The sequence below is a fragment of the Streptomyces sp. NPDC005774 genome (assembly GCF_042871645.1).
Lineage (GTDB): Bacteria > Actinomycetota > Actinomycetes > Streptomycetales > Streptomycetaceae > Streptomyces > Streptomyces pratens.
In genome coordinates, this window is the sequence record NZ_JBIAIV010000031.1 from 35423 (window position 1) to 51317 (window position 15895).

Sequence of the window (15895 nt, forward strand, 5' to 3'; positions counted from 1 at the left end):
CGGGCGGGTTCTTACGCCACGTCCGGCTCCTCTGCGCGCTCCAGCAGTGCCACCGGTGACCGCTCGAACAGCTCCGCCACGCGCGCGTGCCCGGTGAACTCCCGTCCGGGCTCCAGCACGTCGGCCCACCGGCCCGGTGGCAGCGCCAGCCGGGTCTCCCGCCAGCCACCTGCCTCCGTCAGCCGCAGCGACAGCCGGGTCACGGCGGTCAGCACCGCACCGGACCGTACGAACGCCACGCAGTGCGCCGCCCCGGGGCCCTCGGCGGCCAGCGGCTCGCACGACGCCGTGTCACCGAACACCCCGGGCCGCCGTCCCCGCAACCGCAACGCGGCCCGCGTCACCGCCGCCTTGCCGCTGCCGCTGCCGCTGCCGCTGCCGTGCTCCGCGTTGTCCGCGTCGCCCTCACCGTCCGTTTTCCCGGCCGGGAAGTCCACCGTCCGCCGGTTGTCCGGGTCCACCAGAGCCCGGTACTCGAACTCGGTGCCCTGGTAGACGTCGGGCACACCCGGCATCGTCAGATGGACCAGGGCGGCGCCCAGCACGTTCGCGCGGATGTACGGCTCCAACGAGGCCCGGAACTGCGCGACCCGTTCGCCCGTGTCCCCGCACGGCCCCGCCGCCACGAACCGGGCCACCGCCTCCTCGTACGCCGGTTCCTGCTCCGTCCAGCTCGTGTGCAAGCCTGCCTCGCGCACATGCTTGAGCAGTGACCCCGTCACCCGCTCAGGGTCCGCCGGGCCCAGTCCGAACACCGTCTGCCAGGCCGCCCACGCCAGCTGCGGGTCCGGTACGCCCTCGCCGACGTGGGTCACCTCCGCCAGGACGTCCGCCCACCGTCCGGGGCACTCGGTGAGCACATGGAGCGCGGCCCGCACATCGGCGCTGCGCTTGGTGTCGTGCGTGGAGACGACGGTGCCGGTCGCCGGCCAGTCGCGCTGCACGCGCGCGCAGTACGCGTGGAACCGCCCCGGGGACAGCGCCGGAGCGCCCGGGTTCTGGCCCACCTCCGTCGCCGACAGCAGCGGCATGTAGCGGTAGAACGCCGTGTCCTCCACCGATTTGGCCCGCAGCGCCGACGCGGTCTGCGCGAACCGCGTACGGAACTCCACCTGTCCCGGCCCGTCGCCGTACCGCCCGAGCACCAGATCCCGTACGACGTCCACCGCCCCGGCCTCCTCGGGGACGGCGAAGGCGCGCCGGGCGTCGGCCGCGGCCTCCTCGGTGACCACAGCGGCCGGGTCCACGGAGGCATAGGGCCGGTACACCTCGAGCCGGACCAGTAGCTCCTCGAGCGCGGTGCGCAGCGCCCAGGGCGCGCGGTCGCGCAGCGCGGGCTCGGGCGAGGCCGCGCACACGCGGTGAGCCACCCGGGTCAGCCGGTCGACCTCGGTGGCCAGTTCGTGCGTGAGCACCTTGTACGCGGCCCGCCGCACCGTGGCCTCCCACTCGCCGCCCCGGTCCGGCTGCGGCGCCGCGAACCGCCGGTACTGGCCGAGCAGTTCCCCGGCCCCCGCCGGGTCCGTGAACAGGCCGTCCACGTGCCGCAGGGCGTCGTACCCGGTGGTGCCCGCGACCGGCCAGGAGGCGGGAAGCGGCTCGCCGTCGGCGAGGATCTTCTCCACGACGGTCCAGCGGCCCTCGGTCGACTCGTGCAGCCGCCGCAGATACCCGTCCGGGTCGGCGAGCCCGTCCGGGTGATCGACCCGCAGTCCGTCGACGACCCCCTCGCGCAGCAGCTGGAGGATTTTGGCGTGGGTGGCCTCGAACACCTCGGGGTCCTCCACGCGCACGCCGATCAGCTCGGAGATGCTGAAGAACCGGCGGTAGTTGAGCTCGGTGCGGGCCAGCCGCCACCACACCGGGCGGTACCACTGGGCGTCCAGGAGCTGCGGCAGCGGAAGGTGGGCGGTGCCCTCGCGCAGCGGGAACGCGTGGTCGTGGTAGCGCAGCACATCGCCGTCCACCTTCAGACGGTCGAGCTCCGCGCCGAGCGGTCCGCCCAGCACCGGCAGCAGCACCTGGCCGCCCTGCGCCTCCCAGTCGATGTCGAACCACCGTGCGTGGCGCGACGAGGGGCCCTCGCGCAGCACCTCCCACAGGACCCGGTTGTGACGTGGGGACATCGCCATGTGGTTGGGCACGATGTCCACGACCAGGCCGAGACCGTGCTCCCGCGCGGTGCGCGCCAGGCCCCGCAGTGCCTGCTCGCCGCCCAGTTCCCCGCGAACGCGCGCGTGGTCCACCACGTCGTAGCCGTGCCGCGAGCCCGGCACCGTCTCCAGGACCGGCGACAGGTGCAGATGGGACACTCCGAGCGAGGCCAGGTACGGCACGGTGGCCGCCGCGGCGGCGAACGGGAAGTCGGGCTGCAACTGCAGCCGGTACGTGGCGGTGGGCACCGCGGGCTCAGGTCGCTCAGGAGTCATGCAGACCACGTACCCGCCCTGGCGCCCTTCCTGTCAACAGTCCCTCCGCTGCCGCACCACCGTCCGCGTCGCCCCTCCCCGACTCCCTCCACGCCGCTGTCCGTCACACCGGCCGCTGGAGCACCGTCAGGCTCCGGTCCTTCAGGGTCAACCGGGTGCCGGCCCGTACCTCCGGTCCGGTGCCCGGAGGTATGCCGTCCTCGCGTGCGGTGTCGACGACCACCTGCCACTGCCGGCCGTGGTCGACGGGCACCACGAACTCCAGCGGGCCGGGGGAGGCGTTGAACATCAGCAGGAACGAGTCGTCCGTGATCCGCTCCCCGCGCCGGTCGGGCTCCGAGATCGCGTTGCCGTTGAGGAACACCGTCAGCGCCGAGGCGCGCGCCCGGTCCCAGTCCCGCTGGTTCATCTCCGTCCCCTCGGGGGTGAACCAGGCGATGTCGGACAGGTCGTCGTGGGTGCCCTCGACCGGCCGTCCGTGGAAGAAGCGGCGCCTGCGGAAGACCGGGTGGTTCTTGCGCAGCCACACCATCGCGCGCGTGAAGGCCAGCATCCGCAGGCGGGCATCGTCACCGCCGTCCCCGCCGGTGTCACCGTCGCCGTCCCCGCCGGTGTCACCGTCCCCGCCGGTGTCGCCGGCGTGCGTCTCCCGCTCGTCCCGGCTCTTCCGGCGCCGCTGCCCCTCCCGCTCCGAGGGCCAGTCGAGCCAGGCCAGCTCGTTGTCCTGGCAGTAGGCGTTGTTGTTGCCGCCCTGGGTGCGGGCGACCTCGTCGCCGTGGCTGATCATCGGCACGCCCTGGGACAGCATCAGCGTCGCGATGAAGTTCCGCATCTGACGGTCCCGCAGCCGTAGCACGTCCGGGTCGTCGGTCTCGCCCTCGACGCCGCTGTTCCAGGAGCGGTTGTGGCTCTCGCCGTCCCGGTTGTCCTCGCCGTTGGCGGTGTTGTGCTTGTCGTCGTACGAGACCAGGTCGTGCAGGGTGAAGCCGTCGTGACAGGTCACGAAGTTGATCGAAGCCAGCGGGCGCCGCCCGTCGTCCTGGTACAGGTCGGACGAGCCGGTCAGCCGGGACGCGAACTCCGCGAGCGTGCGCGGCTCGCCCCGCCACAGGTCCCGCACGGTGTCCCGGTACTTGCCGTTCCACTCGGTCCACAGCGGCGGGAAGTTGCCCACCTGGTAGCCGCCCTCGCCCACGTCCCACGGCTCGGCGATCAGTTTCACCTGGGAGACCACCGGGTCCTGCTGCACCAGGTCGAAGAACGACGACAGCCGGTCCACCTCGTGGAACTGCCGCGCCAGGGTCGCCGCGAGATCGAAGCGGAACCCGTCGACGTGCATCTCGGTGACCCAGTACCGCAGCGAGTCCATGATCATCTGGAGGACGTGCGGGGACCGCATGAGCAGGGAGTTCCCGGTACCCGTCGTGTCCATGTAGGAGCGGGGGTCGTCGGTCAGCCGGTAGTACGAGGGGTTGTCGATGCCTTTGAAGGACAGCGTCGGACCCAGGTGGTTGCCCTCGGCGGTGTGGTTGTAGACGACGTCGAGGATGACCTCGATCCCGGCCTCGTGCAGCGCCTTCACCGCCGACTTGAACTCCAGCACCTGCTGACCGCGGTCGCCCCAGGACGCGTAGGAGTTGTGCGGGGCGAAGAATCCGATGGTGTTGTAGCCCCAGTAGTTGTTCAGGCCCATGTCCGCCAGGCGGTGGTCGTTGACGAACTGGTGAACCGGCATCAGCTCCAGTGCCGTCACACCGAGTTCGGTCAGGTGCTCGATCACCGCCGGGTGCGCGAGGCCCGCGTAGGTGCCGCGCAGCTCCTCGGAGAGTCCCGGATGGCGCATGGTGAGACCCTTGACGTGTGCCTCGTAGATCACCGTGTGGTGGTACTCCGTCCGGGGCGGGCGGTCGTCGCCCCAGTCGAAGTACGGGTTGACCACGACCGACGTCATCGTGTGCGGCGCGGAGTCCAGGTCGTTGCGCCGTTCGGGCGCGTCGAAGTGGTAGCCGTACACCTCCTCGCCCCACCGGACCGACCCGCTGATCGCACGCGCGTACGGGTCGAGCAGCAGCTTCGCCGAGTTGCAGCGCAGCCCCCGTTCGGGGGCGTACGGCCCGTGGACGCGGAAGCCGTACCGCTGTCCCGGCATGATGCCGGGCAGGTACGCGTGCCGTACGAACGCGTCGCTCTCGCGCAGTTCGACCGCAGTCTCGGAGCCGTCGTCGTGCAACAGACACAGCTCCACTCGGTCCGCGGCCTCCGTGAAGACCGCGAAATTCGTGCCGGCGCCGTCGTACGTGGCACCGAGGGGATACGCCTCGCCAGGCCAGACCTGCATGGACACGACTCTTCCAGGTGCACGGCTCCGGTGGGGGCGCCTTGGCCCGGAGCGTTGGCGTGTCGTCCTGTCGCGGTGCTCCTGTCGTACCGTTTGCCGGGCCGGTGGCCGTGCCGTCGCCGCGCCGCTGCCGACGCGCCCTCCCCGAGGGGGATTCCGGCTCTCCGCGAGTGCGCCGGGGCCGCAACATCTGTGCGTGTCCTGTGACTTCGTCCACTTCCGGCAGACATGCATACCAGAACAGTGGTGTGGAAGGCGGAAGTTGAGAAACGACACCGCCATCAGGCTGCACCGCACACCACAAGCGGAGTACTCTCCTTGATCGTTGGGGCTGGGAGTGCTCGGGGGAGTGGAAGGCGGTGCGCGGGTGGGCTCGGGAGGGCTGGAGCTGCCCCCTGGTGGCGAGGGTCACGAGGGGAACTCCACGGACGTCCCGCCCGGTGCGGTGTCCTTGGCGCGGCCGATGGACGCGGGCTCGATCGGGCCGGACCTGGACTGGGGCGTCGACGCCTGGCGCGAGGTGCGGACCCGTGCGCAGCGGGCAGGTCGCGCCTACATATGGCTGAACCTGGTCGAGCAGCGGCTGCGCTCGGTCGTGGCCGCCGTGCTGCGGCCCGTCTACGAGCCCGTCCACGGCGACGAATGGGTGATCGCCGCCGCCGGACCCGCCGGACAGGAGTGGGTGCAGCGCGCGGTCGCGGTGCGCGAGGTCAGCCGCCGCAAGGGCTATCTGCTCGACCCGGCCGACGACAACGTCCTCTCCTTCCTCACGCTTCCGCAACTGCGCGAGCTGATGGTCCAGCACTGGCCCTGTTTCGAGCCGTACTTCGACGATCGCCGGGACGTCGAGCTCGCCCTGGACGAGCTCGAGGTGACCCGCAACGTCGTCTCCCGCAACCGGGCACTGTCCGAGGCGGTGCTGAACCAGGCCGAGCGGGCCTCCGCGCGGCTGCTGGAGATGCTCGGCGCGGACGGGGACGTGCCGTCCGCCCGCCGGCTGCCCGTCGACGCGGTGGAGGACCTGGTCGGCGACCGGTACGCGGACGTGGTCGCCGTCCACCCCGACCGGGTGCGACTGCTGCGCCAGTTCCCGGCCGAGGACATCTTCGGCGGCGCCCGCCGCCTGGACGCCATCGGCATAGGCCTCAACCTGCTGGTGCAGAACTTCTCCGGGCGCCGCCTGGTGCGGCTCGCCGAGGCCGGCTGCCGGGTGCGGTTGCTGTTCCTGAACCCGGCCTCCAGCGCGGTCAAGCGCCGCGAGCGCGAACTCGGTCTCAAGCGCGGGGAGCTGGGCCGCGCGGTCGAGATGAACATCCTCCACATGCGCCGGGTGCGCTCCCGGCTGCGCGACCCGGGTGCCTTCGAGATCCAGGTGTACGACGAGACGCCCCGCTGTACGGCGTACCTCGTCGACGGGGACGGCGCCGACGGCGTCGGCGTGGTGCAGAACCATCTGCGCCGGGCCCGGGGGATGGAGGCGCCGGTGCTGGTGCTGCGCAACGGCAACAAGGTGGTCAAACCGGGCGAGGTCGAAGAAGGTGGACTGTTTCCCACGTACCGTGAGGAGTTCGAGCAGATGTGGGTGGATTCGCGCCCGGTGTCGTGAACTGTCCGTGATCGCGAACGGAACGCGGCTCTCGGGTTGTCAGTGGTGCGTGCGAAGGTAAGAACCACTGGGGGAACGCACCGCACAGAAGGGGGCCACCCATGGGCTGGCACCGGGAGCCACTGATCGGCTTCGGCCTGGAGGCGACGGGCACCGACCCGCGCGAGGCACGCATCGTCACGGGAGCCGTGTGATGAGCTGGATCACCGGGCCCTTGGTGGCCTTCGACCTGGAGACCACGGGTACGGACATCGAGACCGACCGCATCGTCACCGCGGCGGTCGTGCGACTGGAGCAGGACGGGGCCATCTCGGAGGAGCGGGCCTGGCTGCTCGATCCCGGGGTGGCGATACCCGAGCAGGCTTCGGCGATACATGGCATCTCGACGGACCATGCCCGCGAGCACGGAGTCCCGCCCTCGTCAGCGGTCGAGGACATCACCCGGGCCGTCGCCGAGGTCCTGCGCTCAGGGACACCCCTGGTCGTGATGAACGCGCGCTACGACCTGTCCTTGCTGGACCGCGAGTGCCGGCGGTACGGGCTGGAGTCGATCACTGAGCGACTGGGGGGCGTGCCCTCGCCGGTCATTGATCCCCTGGTGCTCGACAAGCACGTCGACAAGTACCGGAAGGGAAAGCGTGCCCTGCACGCGTTGTGCGCGCACTACGGAGTGTCGCTCGACGACGCACACGATGCGAGGGCGGACGCGGTGGCTGCCGCCCGTGTGGTGCGACGCATGGGCGAGAAGTACCAGCGCGTCGGGACGATGTCCTTGACGGACCTGCATGAGCTCCAGGTGCGCGCGGCCGCCGAGCAGTCCGCCTCCCTGCAGGCGTACCTGCGGCGGACCACGAACCCGACGGCAGTCGTCGAGCCGGCTTGGCCGGTCATCGCGCGGAGCCGGCGATCCGGGCCGGCCGAGGCCCGCCGTGAGCGGGAGCCCGACGGCCGGGCGGCTGCGCCGCTGTCCAGGACCGCCCCCGGGCAAGTGCATTAGGAACCGTCCGGCGGATCATGCCGGAGACGCGAGGGCCGGCACGCCCTCCTCCGCCTGCGACTGTACGCGCCGGCCCCCGCTCACCCCGGCTGGACGGAAACCGTCATTACCTCCGACGTGATCCGCCGGACGGGCCCCGGGGAGAGCGCGGAGCCGTCTTCGTTGGTGGCTTTTCCCACCGCGCGGTTCCGCGCACGGGCACCCGCCTGCCGGCCGTACTCCGGATTCCGTGTTCCGGACCGGATCAGAAGGGGTACCAGCGGACCGTCGGGTCGCCCTCGCGCAGGGATGCCACGCGGCGCTCGAACTCGGCCAGGGCCTTCGGGTTGCTCGGGGCGTGCTGGGCGACCCAGGCGCAGCTGGCCGTCTCCCGCGCGCCGCGCAGCACCGCGCAGCCCTCCCACTCGCGCACGTCCCAGCCGTAGGTCTCGGTGAAGGACGTGTACGCCCGCGCCGGCAGCCCGTAGCGGTCGTGGGAGAGGGCCATGACCACCAGGTCGTGCTCGCGCAGATCCGCGGAGAAGGTCTCCAGGTCGACCAGGACCGGCCCGTCCGGCCCGACGTGCACGTTCCGGGGCAGCGCGTCACCGTGGATCGGGCCCGGCGGCAGGTGGGGCGTCAGGGCCGCGGCGGCCGCCGCGAAACCGTCCCGCCGCTCACGCAGATACGCCGCGTCCTTCGGGGCGATCACCTCGCCCGCGAGCCGCAGCCAGCGCTCCACGCCGCCCAGCAGCTCGCGGGGCGGCAGCCCGAAGGCGGGAGCGGGAAGGGCGTGGACCACCCGCAGCAGTGCGGCCAGGTCGCGGGGTTCGGCGGGCCGCACCGGTTCGGGCAGCCGGTGCCAGACCGTCACCGGGTGGCCATCGACGAGCAGTGCCCGCGATTCAGCGGCCCGCACCGCCGGCACGCCCTCCTCCGCGAGCCACAGCGCGATCGCCAGCTCCCGGCGGGCGCGCTCCAGCAGGCCGCTGTCGCGGCCGACCTTGACGACCAGGTCGCCGGCGGCGAACACCGCGTTCTCGCCCAGGGCGAGCAGCCGCGCGTCCCCGGCCGCGCGTCCCGGCAGCACGTCCGCCGCCGCCAGGACGCCCCGCGCCCGTGCCTCGTCCATCCGCCCGCCTCCGTGGCTGTGCCTGTGCTCATGTGTGCCGTCGGTCAGTGTCCCATTCGCACAGGTCGGCGATGTGCGCGGTGCCCGCCGGTGGCGGGCCGCGGGCGGGGGGCTGTTGCGGGAGCCGTCGTACCTCTCCTATCGATTGCACGAGACGTATCGTCTCGCCTAAGGTTCGAGACATGACCAGTCCCGCTCACATCGCCATGTTCTCCGTCGCCGCCCACGGCCACGTGAACCCGAGCCTCGAAGTGATCCGCGAGCTCGTGGCGCGCGGCCACCGGGTGACGTACGCGATCCCCCCGGTCCTCGCGGGCAAGGTCGCCGGGACCGGCGCCGAGGTGAAGCTCTGGAACTCCACCCTCCCCGGGCCCGACGACGACCCAAAGGCCTGGGGCACCACCCTGCTGGACAACGTCGAACCGTTCCTCGACGACGCCATCCAGGCCCTCCCGCAGCTGACGAAGGCATACGAGGGGGACACCCCCGACCTGGTGCTGCACGACATCACCTCGTACCTGGCGCGCGTGCTCGGCCACCGCTGGGGCGTGCCCGTGGTCTCCCTCTCGCCGAACCTCGTCGCCTGGGAGGGGTACGAGAAGGAGGTCGGCGAGCCGATGTGGGAGGAGCCGCTCAGAACCGAGCGCGGTCAGGCCTACTACGCCCGCTTCCACACCTGGCTGGAGGAGAACGGGATCACCGAACACCCCGACCCGTTCGTCGGCCGCCCCGCCCGGTCCCTCGTCCTGATCCCCAAGGCGCTCCAGCCGAACGCGGACCGGGTCGACGAGAGCGCGTACACGTTCGTCGGCGCCTGCCAGGGCGACCGCGGCGCGGAGGGGGAATGGCAGCGTCCGGCCGGTGCGCGGAAGGTCGTCCTGGTGTCGCTCGGATCGTCGTTCACCAAGCAGCCCGGCTTCTACCGGGAGTGCGTCAAGGCGTTCGGCGACCTGCCCGGGTGGCACCTGGTGCTCCAGATCGGCAAGCACGTCGACCCTGCCGAGCTGGGTGCCGTACCGGCGAACGTCGAGGTGCGGTCCTGGGTGCCGCAGCTCGCGGTCCTGAAGCAGGCCGACCTGTTCGTCACCCACGCGGGCGCCGGCGGCAGCCAGGAAGGGCTGGCCACGGCCACGCCGATGATCGCCGTACCGCAGGCCGTGGACCAGTTCGGCAACGCGGACATGCTCCAGGCCCTCGGCGTCGCCCGGCACCTCCCGACCGAGGAGGCCACCGCAGAGGCTCTTCGCACGGCCGCCCTCGACCTCACCGGCGACCCGGAAGCCGCCCGCCGGCTGAAGGAGATCCAGGCCGGAATGGCCCAGGAGGGCGGCACCCGCAGGGCGGCCGACCTCATAGAGGCGGAGCTGCCGCAGCGGAGCTAGCTCCGTGCTTCGCGGGTGACTGAATCGGCTGGTTCGGGGCCTGTGAGAGTGTCTGTTGGAGTCGTGGCCGCGTTGGTGGGATGTGACGAAGTCTTCCCGGTCCCCGCGGCCACGGACGGTGCGTCCGCGCGTGGAACGCGTGGTCAGCGCCGTGGTGGAGAAGCGTCTGGGCGCGCTGCCTGTCGCTGCCGAGTTTCTGCGCCGGCTGGATGTGGCCGGGGCCGTCGACCGGTTGTGCCCGGGCCGGGACATCGCCCACCTGACGCACGGCCAGGTCATCGAGACGCTGGTGGCCAACCGACTGACCGCGCCTGCCCCGCTGTGGCGGGTGGACGACTGGGCGCGTGAGTGGGCGGTGGAGGAGGTCTTCGGCATCGAGCCGGAGCTGCTCAACGACGACCGGCTGGGCCGTGCTGGACGCCATCGCCCCGCACCTGACGGAGCTGACCGACAGGATCGGGGTCTGCGCGATCGGCGAGTTCGGCATTGATGTGTCGAGATGCCACTGGGACATGACGTCCATGTCGCTGCACGGCGCTTACCCGGCCGATGACCAGGACGAGGACTATCCCCGCATCAGGCACGGGCATCCCAAGGACCGCCGCTACGACCTCAAGCAGATCCGGACCGGCCTCGCGGTGACCGGCGACGGCGGCATCCCGCCGCTGTCCCGCGTCATCGACGGCGGAGCCGCGGAGATCTCCCAGATCACCGGCACGATGAACGCCCTGCGCGCGATGGCCGGTCCCAAGGAGTTCCTGCTGGTCGCGGACTCCAAGCTGGTCTCGTACCGCAACGTCACCGCGCTGATCGAGGCCGGATGCGACTTCATCGCTCCGGCTCCCGCTTCCGCGGTCGACGACGCGGTCTGTGCCGCCCTCGACGTGGACGCCGCCACCATCGTGGACTACGCCCCTGCCCGGGACGAGAACACCCCGGCCGAGCGGCGCGAGACCTACCGCGTGCTGGAGGACACCCACGTCCTGTCCGGACCGCGCAAGCGTGATCCGCGGGTGGAAGTGCGCCGGACCCTGGTGCACTCCACCGGCAACGCCAAGGGGCAGCAGCGGGCATGTGAGAAACGCCTGGCCAAGGCCCGAGAGGAGCTCGACAAGCTGCAGCGCGGGGCCGGCCGCTACTACAACACCCCGGAGAAGAGCGCCCAACGTATCGGCGTGATCGCCACAACCCGCCGGGTCACCGGCTGCCTGTGCACCTCCATCGCCATCGCCGGCACCGGACGCCCTGCCCTGGACTGGCACTTCGACCAGGACGTGCTCCAGGCCGAGGCGGCCGTCGACGGCTGGTACGCGCTGCCGACCACCCTCACCCCCGAGCAGGCCGACGCCGCCGAGGTGCTGCGGCGCCACAAGGGTCAGCAGGGCACGGTCGAGCGCCGCTACAGCGACTTCAAGGGCCCCCTGGCCGTCACCCCCGTCTTCGTACAGGACAACAAGCGGGTCTGTATGGTCGAGCGCCTCATGCGCCAGGCCGGCCTGCGCGGCGTGATCCGGACCAGGAGCCCGCGCACCACCCGCCCCGCACCAGAGACCGCCCGCCCGTCTGACCTGGTCAAACGCGATTTCACCGCCCCGGCGCCGAACACCTTGCGGGTGGCCGACATCACCTACGTCCGCACGTTCTCCGGCTGGGTGTACGCCGCGTTCGTCATCGACGTGTTCTCCCGCATGGTCGTCGGCAGGCAGGTCGCCACCAGCCTCTACACCGATCTCGCCCTCGACGCCCTGGAGATGACCCTGTGGCGCCGCCGACGCGCAGGCGCCGACCTGGCCGGCCTCACACACCACTCCGACCGCGGCGTGCAAAACCGGGCCATCCGCTACACCGAACGCCCGGACCAGGCCGCGGCCGTGGCCTCGGTCGGCTCACACGGCGATTCCTACGACACCGCCCTCGCCGAAGCGTTCAACGGTTTGTTCAAAGCCGAGCTGATCCGCAACAAGGGCCCTGAACCGGCATCACCGGCGTCGAGGTCGCCGTCGCCGAGTACATCGACTGGTTCAACCAGCGCAGGCTCCACGGCGAGCTCGGCCACGCCCCACCTGCTGAGTTCGAAGCCCACCACGCAACGACCGCCACCCCAGCCGCCCCCACCGAAACCAGCTAACCGACTCTCCACCAAACCCGGGACTTGACACTTGGGACGCCCCGGACATGATCGTGCCCAGGCCCAGTCCGGGGTAGAGCAGCGCGTTGTTGGCCTGCCCGATCTGGTAGGTCACGCCCTCGTACGCCACGGGCGGGACGGGGACGCCGGTGGCCACGAGGGCCTTTCCCCCGGACCAGGCGATGACGTCGGCGGGCATGGCCTCGATCCGGGAGGTGGGGTTGGAGATCGGGAAGATGATCAGCCGCTCGCTGCCCTCGGACGTGGCTTCGACGACCTCGCGCGTGAACGCCCCGTGCACGGTGGAGGTGCCCAGCAGGAGCGTCGGCTCGACCCGGCGAACCGTTTCCCGTAGCGGGATCGTGCCGTTGTCCCTCGACCAGTCCGCGGCCTCGGCCGGATCGCGCGCGTAGGTCTGCTGGAAGTCGCGCAGGTCGGCCATGTCCCGGGTGAGCAGCCCCTGCTTGTCGATGAGCCATACCCGGGCGGTGGCCTGCTCCGGATCCGCGCCGTCGCGGACCATCGCGTCGCGCAGCTGGTCGGCGATGCCCACTCCGCCCACTCCGGCGGTCCCGGCGCCGAAGACGACCAGCTTCTGGTCCCGCATCCGCACACCGCTGACCTTGACGGCGGACAGGGCGGCGGACAGCACGATGGCACCGGTGCCCTGCATGTCGTCGTTGAAGATCCGATAGCGGCCGCCGTAGTGCTCCAGGATCCGCCGTGCGTTGCTGGGACCGAAGTCCTCGAAGTGCAAGAGCGCGTCGGGGAACGTGGACGATGCCGTCTCCAGGTACCCCTCGATGAACGCGTCGTAGTCGGCACCGCGGACGCGGGGGTGCCGGTTGCCCGGATACAGCGGGGCCTCCAGCAGCGCTGCGCGGTCCGTGCCCACGTCCAGCGACACGGGAACGACGCGGCGCGGGTCGATGCCGGCGGCCGCGGTGTGGACGGCGAGCTTGCCGACCGAGATCTGGATCCCTCCCCCACCCCAGTCCCCGATGCCCAGGATCTCCTCCGCGTCGGTGCACACGATCAGGTCGACGTCCTCGGGCCCGAGCTGAAGCGTGGCGAAGGCCTTCTCCATGTCGTCGGGCCGGTCGATGGACAAGAAGACGCCGCGTGGGCGCCGGTACTCGTGGGAGTACTCCTCGATCGCCTCGCCCACCGTCGGGTCGTAGACGATCGGCAGCAGCTCTTCGAGGTGCTCGGTGAGGAGCTTGAAGTACAGGGCTTCGTTGCGGTCGTGCAGCTGTTCCAGGTAGACGTTCTTGGCCAGGTCGCTCCCCTGGGCCTGCATCTGCCGGTAGGCGCGCCGGCCCTGCCGCTCCAGGGTCAGCACTCCGGAGGGCAGGCGTCCGGTCAGGTCGAGGGCCTCGCGTTCCTCCCGTGTGAAGGTCACGCCGCGATTACGCAGCGGATCCACCAGCACGCTGGGGATGGCTGGGGTCCGAGTGCTCCTCTCGGTCATGAGAGTCTCCCGTAGTCGGATTGCCGTGTCGCCGGCCCCGATCGTGATCGGAGGTGGCCACGCGGACAGGCGCTGTGCCACGGCCGCGAAAGTTCGTCGGTGATGACAACCTCTCGACACCCATGGAGACAACGGGGCTTGGCGAAGCCGCCGTGGCCGGACAGGTCGGCGTTGCACCCCTCGAGCAAGCGCCGGACCGGTTCGCCGTCCAGAGGCTCCACATTGCCTTCGCAGGCCGGAACGACGCCGAGATCGTCTACAGTCCCAGAGCCGACACCGTATGACGGCGTATGAGGTATGTGGCTGCGAGTAGGTCGGCCCCTGCGCGGGAACGCCGCACATCGGGCGTTACCACCCACATGGCCGCGGCGCCTCACCGATGCCGCAGTATGAGTTCAGGCCAACCACCGGCGGACATGTAGCGCGACTTCAGCCAGGCACGCTTTGTGCGGCGCCCTGCCGTCGGCGGCGGCCGCGCCAGAACAGTTGCCGGAGTTCTACTTCCCCCGCATGCCGGCTATGGGGTCCATGTGCTTGGCAGTGACATCACTCAAAAACCGTCGACATCGACGACAGCTTGGGCGAAGCCTTGAGGAGCTTCCTGCGGAACGTTGTGGCCAACCTTCAGAGTGCGGTGCTCGTATTTGCCCGAGAACTTCTTACGATAAATCGACCCCCTCCCAGGAGGCGTAAACGGATCATGTTCGCCATCGATAGTGATCGTCGGCACTGCGATGACCGGACCTACGGCAAGCCGACTTTCGATCCCGTTATAACCCGGGTCTCCCTTGGCCAGACCCAGCCGCCAACGGTAATTATCGATCACGATACTGACGTAATCAGGATTGTTGAAAGCAGCCGCAGTGCGATCGAACGTCGCTTCACTGAAATTCCATGTCGGAGAGTTGAACTTCCAGACGAGTCGAGCCAAATCGCGCCGATATTTCTCCAGCCCGAGCTCACCCCTTTCCGTTGCGAAGTAGTACTGATACCACCATGCCCATTCTTCCTTGGGCGGCGACGGCAACTTGTTCGCCTCAGGGTTCGTGATCAGATATCCGGTCACGGAGAGCAGCGCCTTGCAGCGCTCCGGCCAGAGCGCTGCGACGATGTCGGCCGTGCGGGACCCCCAGTCGTACCCTGCAAGGATCGCTCTTTCGATCTTGAGAGCATCCATCAAGGCGATGAGGTCGAGGGCGAACACCGACTGCTGGGCGTTCCTGGGCGTACTGCTCGAAAGGAATCTGGTTGTGCCATGGCCACGCAGATAAGGGACGATCACCCGGTACCCTTTGGCAGCGAGCAGAGGCGCTACGTCGACGTAGCTGTGAATGTCGTAGGGCCAGCCATGCAGAAGAATGACCACACGACCGTCGACGGGTCCGGCTTCGACGTATCCTACGTTCAGGATGCCGGCCTTGATCTGCTTCAGTGAACCGAAGGAAGTATGCACCCGGGGTGCAGCCGAGGCACGAGCCGACAGGTTGCCCCGGTTGGCTTTCGCTTGCCCGGAATAGGTGATGCCGAACTGCGCTGCTACGGCTGCCGCGGCCGCAACTTTGACGAAGTGACGGCGGGTGGGCTGTATTCCTTCAGGCTTTTCCATGGCCAAATCTCCTTGGCTCAGGCGGGCTCGGCACAGGAGGGCGACGGAAGCACTGTCCGGAATCACGCTCGTCGTGCGGTGGATACGTCTGTCCGAAATCCCGTCATGTACCCCCGGTGGGTGCCGGTCAGGCGCATGTCGTCCACTCAGGACAGTGAAGACGTTGAGCGACAGTGCAGGTATTAGAGGATCCGGCTGGACGCTCACCCAATCCAAACAACCGGCAGAATGATTGCGCAACAGCGGCAACCCAGAGATTGAGCCACCCGAGTGATTCAACCTGCGCCAAACCTGTCACGACCCCGCGCTCAGGGGCTTTGAGGGGTGTGAGGGGCCGCTGGTGGTCGCGGCCGGCTCGGCGGAGGGCCGCGGCAACGTTGGTGTGGCCGTCCTGGCAGTGGACGCCGATGGTGAGATTGCGCAGGCCGGTCATGATGCGGGGCAGGTGCCGGGTGCGGATCTTTGAGGTGTCCTTGCGGAAGGCGCGGTCCCGGACGTGGTGCAGCTGGTTCTCGATGTGCCAGTGGCCGCGGAACCCTCACCGTCACGACCACGAGGTCGACTTCCTCACAGCGGGTCGGCTCCTGCGCACTGCTGAAGGACAACAGCACCGCGTACTTCCCGCCGGCCGCACGCGCCGACTCGGTGCTGCCGGCGCTCAGGGCCCGCAACACGTATCCGTCGAGCCCCGCAAGGGCCGGCACATGGGCGGTCGCCGCCCATCTCCCTCAGTCCCTGTCGCAGGGGACGCCCGTTGTGGCGCATGTCGGACCAATGCCCGATGGCCCGGCGGATCCCGCGCTGAAGGGTGTCCTCTTATCCGCTGT

At 70.0% G+C, this 15895-nt stretch carries 8 protein-coding genes and 3 pseudogenes; 6 read left to right on the top strand and 5 right to left on the bottom strand.

Annotation, left to right across the window (positions count from 1 at the left end; all coding sequences use genetic code 11):
* Positions 1–11: 11 nt before the first annotated feature.
* Together treY and glgX are read right to left on the bottom strand one after the other, a co-directional pair.
* On the bottom strand, positions 12–2429 hold the full coding sequence (gene treY / locus ACFYQA_RS25205) for a malto-oligosyltrehalose synthase (protein ID WP_388922001.1): 2418 nt from the start codon (positions 2427–2429) through the stop codon (positions 12–14).
* Positions 2430–2532: 103 nt separating this feature from the next.
* Complete coding sequence (gene glgX / locus ACFYQA_RS25210) at positions 2533–4767, bottom strand: glycogen debranching protein GlgX (protein ID WP_388922004.1); 2235 nt, start codon at positions 4765–4767, stop codon at positions 2533–2535.
* A 367-nt stretch (positions 4768–5134) separates the two neighbouring features.
* Between glgX and ACFYQA_RS25215 the strand changes: the two genes are divergently transcribed.
* Together ACFYQA_RS25215 and ACFYQA_RS25220 are read left to right on the top strand one after the other, a co-directional pair.
* The gene (locus ACFYQA_RS25215) at positions 5135–6373 is read left to right on the top strand and encodes an SAV2148 family HEPN domain-containing protein (protein WP_388922115.1); all 1239 of its coding nucleotides are present in this window, start codon (positions 5135–5137) and stop codon (positions 6371–6373) included.
* A 193-nt stretch (positions 6374–6566) separates the two neighbouring features.
* The gene (locus tag ACFYQA_RS25220) at positions 6567–7370 is read left to right on the top strand and encodes a 3'-5' exonuclease (RefSeq protein WP_388922007.1); all 804 of its coding nucleotides are present in this window, start codon (positions 6567–6569) and stop codon (positions 7368–7370) included.
* Between the two features lie 244 nt (positions 7371–7614).
* On the opposite strand, the gene ACFYQA_RS25225 is transcribed toward ACFYQA_RS25220, so the two are convergent.
* Positions 7615–8481 carry a phosphotransferase enzyme family protein gene (locus ACFYQA_RS25225; RefSeq protein ID WP_388922010.1) on the bottom strand — a complete coding sequence of 289 codons (867 nt, stop codon included), beginning with the start codon at positions 8479–8481 and terminating at the stop codon, positions 7615–7617.
* A gap of 145 nt (positions 8482–8626) precedes the next feature.
* Here ACFYQA_RS25225 and mgt point away from each other — a divergent pair.
* The 4 genes and pseudogenes from mgt to ACFYQA_RS25245 form a co-directional block, all read left to right on the top strand.
* A pseudogene (gene mgt / locus ACFYQA_RS25230) lies at positions 8627–9863 on the top strand (macrolide-inactivating glycosyltransferase).
* Positions 9864–9993: 130 nt separating this feature from the next.
* Positions 9994–10353, top strand: a complete 360-nt coding sequence (locus ACFYQA_RS25235; RefSeq protein WP_388922013.1) for a DUF4277 domain-containing protein — start codon at positions 9994–9996, stop codon at positions 10351–10353.
* Positions 10274–11701, top strand: a pseudogene (locus ACFYQA_RS25240) (IS1634 family transposase); the annotation flags it as partial. The gene ACFYQA_RS25235 and the pseudogene ACFYQA_RS25240, both read left to right, overlap by 80 nt.
* A gap of 140 nt (positions 11702–11841) precedes the next feature.
* Positions 11842–11901 (top strand): annotated as a pseudogene (locus tag ACFYQA_RS25245) (hypothetical protein); the annotation flags it as partial.
* Here ACFYQA_RS25245 and maeA read toward each other — a convergent pair.
* Complete coding sequence (maeA, locus tag ACFYQA_RS25250; protein ID WP_388922016.1) at positions 11885–13462, bottom strand: oxaloacetate-decarboxylating malate dehydrogenase; 1578 nt, start codon at positions 13460–13462, stop codon at positions 11885–11887. The pseudogene ACFYQA_RS25245 and the gene maeA overlap by 17 nt on opposite strands.
* 550 nt (positions 13463–14012) lie before the next feature.
* Positions 14013–15068: an alpha/beta fold hydrolase gene (locus ACFYQA_RS25255; RefSeq protein ID WP_388922019.1), complete on the bottom strand. Its 1056-nt coding sequence runs from the start codon at positions 15066–15068 to the stop codon at positions 14013–14015.
* Between the last annotated feature and the right edge of the window lie 827 nt (positions 15069–15895).